The organism is Lishizhenia sp., assembly GCF_057456495.1.
Window position 1 is genome coordinate 1 of the sequence record NZ_JBVCPV010000187.1, and the last position, 5,763, is coordinate 5,763.

Annotated in this window: 7 protein-coding genes; 3 read left to right on the top strand and 4 right to left on the bottom strand. The window is 36.4% G+C overall.

Annotation, left to right across the window (positions count from 1 at the left end):
* On the top strand, nt 1–572 hold a 572-nt coding region (locus AC22ZQ_RS12010; protein WP_318959011.1), incomplete at its 5' end, for a zinc metallopeptidase.
* A gap of 38 nt (nt 573–610) precedes the next feature.
* Here the strand turns inward: AC22ZQ_RS12010 and AC22ZQ_RS12015 are convergent.
* Nucleotides 611–1,771, bottom strand: coding sequence for a 3-deoxy-D-manno-octulosonic acid transferase (locus AC22ZQ_RS12015; protein WP_318959012.1), 1,161 nt, complete (start codon nt 1,769–1,771; stop codon nt 611–613).
* Nucleotides 1,772–2,533 (bottom strand): hypothetical protein, encoded by a 762-nt coding sequence (locus AC22ZQ_RS12020; RefSeq protein WP_318959013.1) that lies wholly within the window; start codon nt 2,531–2,533, stop codon nt 1,772–1,774.
* 147 nt (nt 2,534–2,680) lie between these two features.
* Here AC22ZQ_RS12020 and AC22ZQ_RS12025 point away from each other — a divergent pair, with 147 nt between their 5' ends.
* The gene (locus AC22ZQ_RS12025) at nt 2,681–3,229 is read left to right on the top strand and encodes an RNA polymerase sigma factor (RefSeq protein ID WP_318959014.1); all 549 of its coding nucleotides are present in this window, start codon (nt 2,681–2,683) and stop codon (nt 3,227–3,229) included.
* Nucleotides 3,230–3,232: 3 nt separating this feature from the next.
* A complete protein-coding gene (locus AC22ZQ_RS12030) occupies nt 3,233–3,469 on the top strand; it encodes a hypothetical protein (RefSeq protein ID WP_318959015.1) in 237 nt (78 codons plus the stop codon).
* Here the strand turns inward: AC22ZQ_RS12030 and AC22ZQ_RS12035 are convergent.
* Both AC22ZQ_RS12035 and AC22ZQ_RS12040 read right to left on the bottom strand, forming a co-directional pair.
* On the bottom strand, nt 3,455–5,005 hold the full coding sequence (locus AC22ZQ_RS12035; protein WP_318959016.1) for a hypothetical protein: 1,551 nt from the start codon (nt 5,003–5,005) through the stop codon (nt 3,455–3,457). The genes AC22ZQ_RS12030 and AC22ZQ_RS12035 overlap by 15 nt on opposite strands.
* A 30-nt stretch (nt 5,006–5,035) precedes the next feature.
* On the bottom strand, nt 5,036–5,763 hold a 728-nt coding region (locus AC22ZQ_RS12040; protein ID WP_318959017.1), incomplete at its 5' end, for a lyase family protein.

Here is a 5,763-nt window from a genome sequence, read left to right on the forward strand (position 1 = left end):
CAGAGGCTATGTTGCAAGACAATAATATTTATGATGTAGATATAGTTTGTGTACCTGGTCAGTTGAGTGATCATTATAATCCACTCAAAAAAACGGTTAATTTATCCAAAGATGTTTACTACGGAGCAAATGCTGCCGCAGCGGCGGTTGCTGCCCATGAATGCGGACACGTTTTACAACATGCCCAAGCTTATAAACCGCTAGAATTGAGATCAAGGTTAGTTCCGATACAGAATGCCAGTGGTAAAATTTTAAATATCATAATGCTTGCTTCCATCTTTGGTGGAGCGGTGTTCTTCAATGCTTTTCCATTGGATTTAATTTTATGGGTACTCATCATTACCTATGGAATTTTTGCACTATTTGCGGTGGTAACCTTGCCGGTAGAGTTTGATGCCTCTAAAAGAGCCTTGCAATGGCTTAAATCAACAGGTGTTTCAACACAGGCCGAATATGATAGGTCTAAGGATGCTTTAAAATGGGCCGCTATGACTTATGTCGTCGCTGCCATAGGAGCGATTGTAACCTTGTTGTATTATGTTTCAATTCTTCTCGGAAGAAGAAATGACTAAGCAATAAATTTTCGAATTACATATCTAGCTCCTGTACATTATTGCATAAATGAAAGGCAGGAGTTTTTTAATGCCTCTAAGTTGCTTTCAATAGCAGTAAAGGTGGTTTGCAACTCTTGGGCGGTTCCTACTGAAAAAGCAATTCCTTCGTTTATGTGTATCGTTGCCTCCGGAAACTTATCATGGATAGGTCCAAAAACTACAGGTAATCCAAAGGCACTTGGTTCTAAAATATTGTGTAGCCCCGTACCAAATGCACCACCAACATAAGCCATCTTTCCGTATTGATAAACATTTGCCAAAATACCTATGCAGTCAATAATCAATAATTGAGTTTCTGAAGATATAGATTGCTCAATTTTGGTATATCGTTCTGCTTTTAAAGAGAAAGTTTTTAGTATCTCAAGTGTTCTTTCCTCACCCACTTCATGAGAAGCTAGGATAATTTTACCTCTATAAGTCGTGTTTAAATACGGAGCGAGAATCTCCTCGTCCGCCTTCCATGAGCTTCCGATAATCAGGGCTTTTTCTCCGTTTAGCCAGTTTTCTATTACGGGTAATGAAGCTACTTTTTTCGCATTTTCCATTACGCGGTCGTAACGCGTGTCACCCGTAATCTTGTAGTTATTGATGCTGATACTTTCTAATAATTGGGCACTCTTTATATTTTGGACAAAAAAATGGTCAAACTGTTTTAGAGCTCTTCTGAAATTTCCGCCATACCATTTAAAAAAGCTTTGTTGCTCTCTAAATAATGCCGAGATTACATACAATTTGCTTCCCTGTTTTTTAGCTTCAAAAATATAATTCAACCAAAATTCATATTTGATAAAAAATACAGCTTTGGGTTGAAAGTGCTGGATAAAGTCTTTTGCGTTCTTTTTAGTATCTAGAGGAAGGTAACAGATGTAATCTGCTCCTGAGTAATTTTTTCTTATTTCATAGCCGCTCGGACTAAAGAAGGTTAGCAAAATAAAGTCTTCGGGATGCTCTTTTTTGTAATCTTCAATGATGGGCCTACCTTGTTCAAATTCGCCAAGTGATGCTGCATGAAACCAAACCACATCCCCATCTGTTGTAGGAAGTGATCTACGCCAATTTTTTCGCCCCTTTACCCACTGTTTTGCTTTAGGGTTAAACAATGACGCAATGCGCACAATGAAGGCATATGCCCTTATTCCAATAGCGTAAAACAGCATTTAGTTCAGGTAAAAATCTTTCGGTTGTCGTTTATATATAGGAATTAACCACCCTGCTCTTAACCCTATTTGATGATCAAACCTAAGGTCTTTTGAAACCGGTACATCAGGTTGATCCCAGTTTAAATCTCTTTGGTTTCTTGTAAACCCTTGTTGAAAATACAGACCAGCGTAAAAATTATACACTCCTGTATTGGCCATAAAACTGTATCCTACAAATTGTGAAGTATTTACACCTATGGTTAAACGGTCATATCCCTTTCTGTAGTCGTTCTCAAATTGAGGAATGAAATCGTCGTTGGTTTCAATTCTGTATTTGTGGAGTAAATAACCAGCTCCTAATTGTACCATTAACCCTGAGTTAGGGTTGGGAGAGAGCACAGGGAAAATTTTACCGATACTGAAGTTAGCATTGAAACCTCTCATGAAAAGTAAGACGGTTCCGCTGTTACCTGCTTCCGCTTCAGAAATAATTCCGTTGGGATCTACAAAATTAGAAAGTAGAGATCTGTCTTTTATTATTCCTCCGAAATAGTAATTTCCATCAAATCCATAGATCCAGTTTTTTGAGGTTTTGTAACCTGCAAAAGTTCCTATTTGGTTGAAAAAACCAAAACGTTCTGCCAAATCGGCTTGTGGAAACGCACCTGTATATTGTATACCAACATAAGGGGTGCCGATAACGGTGTCTTTTACATTTCGTTGTGCTTGAACATTACTTACTAATAACAATAAGCTTATGAGGAGTACAAATCTAATCATGACACAAATTTAAAGAAGATTACGTAGCATCGTAAGTTTTATTGTTAAACAATTCCAAAAATGAACATGTCCACCTCTTTTAGCAAGGTGTATTTTGAATGACTTTTTTGCTCAACACCACATAGAAATTTCTACTATCTTCGTTTTATGGAAAAATCCAACGCTGAGATTCTTAAAGAATGGGTAGATCAATACAGTGATTACTTATTGAATTTTGCTTTGTCAAAAATAAAAGACAGGGATTTGGCCTTGGATTTTTTGCAAGACACCTATGTGTCTGCGCTCAAGAATCTACATACATTTCAAGGGAAAAGCTCTCCAAAAACGTGGCTTGTAAGTATTTTAAATCGAAAGATTATTGATTATTGGAGACAGCAGCAATCGCGTAAAACCAAACCAATTTCTCATTATGGTAACAAAGATGAAGGTTCACAAGATTGGATGTTAGATGCAGGTGAGGTGAGTGAAAATGATGGAGAATCGTCTTTAATATATGATGAAGAACGAATGATGCTCGAAGATTGTATCTCTAAACTTCCAGAACAATGGCAAGGTATTATTACGGCCAAATATTTCGAAAATAAAAAAGGAGAAGAGATCAGTAAGGAGTTTGATATAACTGCGTCCAATCTCTGGGTAATCGTACACAGGGCAAAGACAGCCTTAAGAGATTGTTTGGGGGCTAAATGGTTTTAAGAGATGAGTAAGAATTGTGAAGAAATACAAGTATTGCATGAGGAGCAATTATCTAAAGGGGTTGGTCTTTTAAGAAAAGCACGTATTAGATTGCATTTAATGATGTGTAAGTGTTGCAGGGATTATACGGCTTGTTCTGAAAAAATCGAAGAAACATTAAAAGCACAAACTTCAAGTACAAAAAGTAAGTGTACGGAAGAGGAAAAAGGGCGTATGAAAGCGCGCTTAATCCAAGATTGATACAAACTTGTAGGTGTGCTGCGCTTCAATGAGTATTATTCTTACACTTCCATCTGCATTTGAATATCCTAGTCGAGGCACTAAAGAAGACTTCCTTTGAAATTTGGTGATGAATTTTTCATATTCCTTTTCTCCGGTACTATTGTCAAGCGTTAGTTTTGTTGTTGTGTAACCCGACCTTCTACGAAAACTTTCTCTTTGTTTTGAAGGATCAATGTAATCACCATCTTCTAAATAGTTTGCCAAATCATCATTGTAGATAACCACTAAATCTTGGTTGTCGTTTAAGTAAGAAAAGAAACTAGAGTAATAGCCTTTGTCGTTTGCTGTAACCTGAATTTTTGGAGCTTTGTTTATCCATTCAAATCTTCCGTCTAGGTTGAATCTGTAGCTTAATATATCGTTGTAGTAATAACGGGTTTCTGTTCTTAAATATCCACGAGAATCTGGATAGCTTTCTTCGAGTTTGTAGTATTGTTCTGCTACTCCGATAATACAGTTGTGCAAGGTGTCTATAAATGAATTTCTTAAGAAATAATCAGACATCGATAAATTTTCACGTTGTTTACGTACCTCCTCTTCGGTAAGTCCCATTAATAATATTTCAGTAGGAAACTCTTCGTAGGTTTCTATTTCCAGGTCCAAACGTGGGGAGAATTTTTTAAAGATAGCTCCATGAATTTTGTTGCTGATTTGATCGTGACTTTGGTGTTGATAAAAGCCGTGAACATAAAGAGATGAATCCTTACCTTCCTCAATTTCTACTTCATAGGCAACATCATCTTTTGTGTTATTCAAAACACTGTGGTATACCTCTTTGTTATCTAAGCGGTAAAGGTGACTTCTAACTAGTATGAATTTGTTCTTAAACAAACCTACATTTTCTTGGATACACTCTTTGTGGTAAGCAACGATTTTACCAGTTTTTGTTACCCAAAAATTAAAATCTATGTTGCCGTCTTTTGGTGATTTTAAATTAAAACGACCTCTATTGATGGTGTTTTTATCGCTGTCAATTACAACAAATTGGTAGGTGCTTATGGTATCTCCTTTTAAAGAGATGTCAACCATAATTCCTACATATTTTTTATTCGAAGAAATTTTAAATTGAAATGCAGAAGGTAATTGTCTGTTGCGAGGTAGGGGGTCTTCCATGATGAATTCAGCTTTGCCGAAATCACCGTCTTCTAGGTCTAAGCTTTCAATGTAAAGGTTGCGAGATTTTCCAACTTGGTCGCTGATAAAAGCAAAGCCTTTACCATCGACCAAGATGAAATCTTCAAATTTTCCTAAACTTCTGTTCACACGGTAAGGAGTTTCTATCTCCTTCACCTTCTGGTTGTTTACAAAATGTTCAAGTACTATCTTGTTTCTCCCTATACGCTGTTTTATCGATGTAGCAATGTATTCATTTGGACCAAGAATTTGAACTTCTTTAATAGCTCCAATGTTTTTAACATCTTGACCAATTTTGAAATCTTGACTAATTCCAAAAAACGTGATACATGCAGCGATAAGGGTGATAAATAATTTCATGGTTTTAAAATACAAAAAACCAGCAACTATTTACACTAATTGTACACCTGTATAGTTGCTTGGAGTAATTTCTTTTAATTCAGCTTTAATAACGTCACTAACGTTTAAAGTTTCAATGAAATTGTGTACCGTTTCTTTCGTTACTGCTTCATTTTTACGTGTCAAACCTTTTAAAGCTTCGTATGGTTTCTCGTATCCTTCTCTTCTTAAAACAGTTTGAATAGCCTCTGCTACTACCGCCCAGTTGTTCTCTAAGTCTTTAGCTAAAGCTGCTGGGTTTAACAATAGCTTCTCTAATCCAACCATTGTAGATTTAAATCCAATTAAGGCATGTCCAATAGGAACTCCTACATTTCTAAGAACTGTAGAATCTGTCAAGTCACGCTGTAACCTTGAAATAGGAAGTTTAGCTGAAAGGTGCTCAAATATTGCATTAGCCATACCTAAGTTTCCTTCAGAGTTTTCGAAGTCGATAGGGTTAACTTTGTGTGGCATAGCAGAAGAACCAATCTCTCCTTCTTTTAATTTTTGCTTGAAGTATTCCATAGAGATATACGTCCACATGTCTCTATTTAAATCAACAATAATTGTATTGATACGCTTCATTGCGTCAAATAACGCAGCTAAGTTATCGTAGTGCTCAATTTGTGTTGTGGTTTGAGATCTAGATAATCCTAAAGTGTTGTTTACAAAATTGTTGGCGAATTCTATCCAATTTCCACCAGGGAAAGCAACGTGATGAGCATTTAAGTTACCTG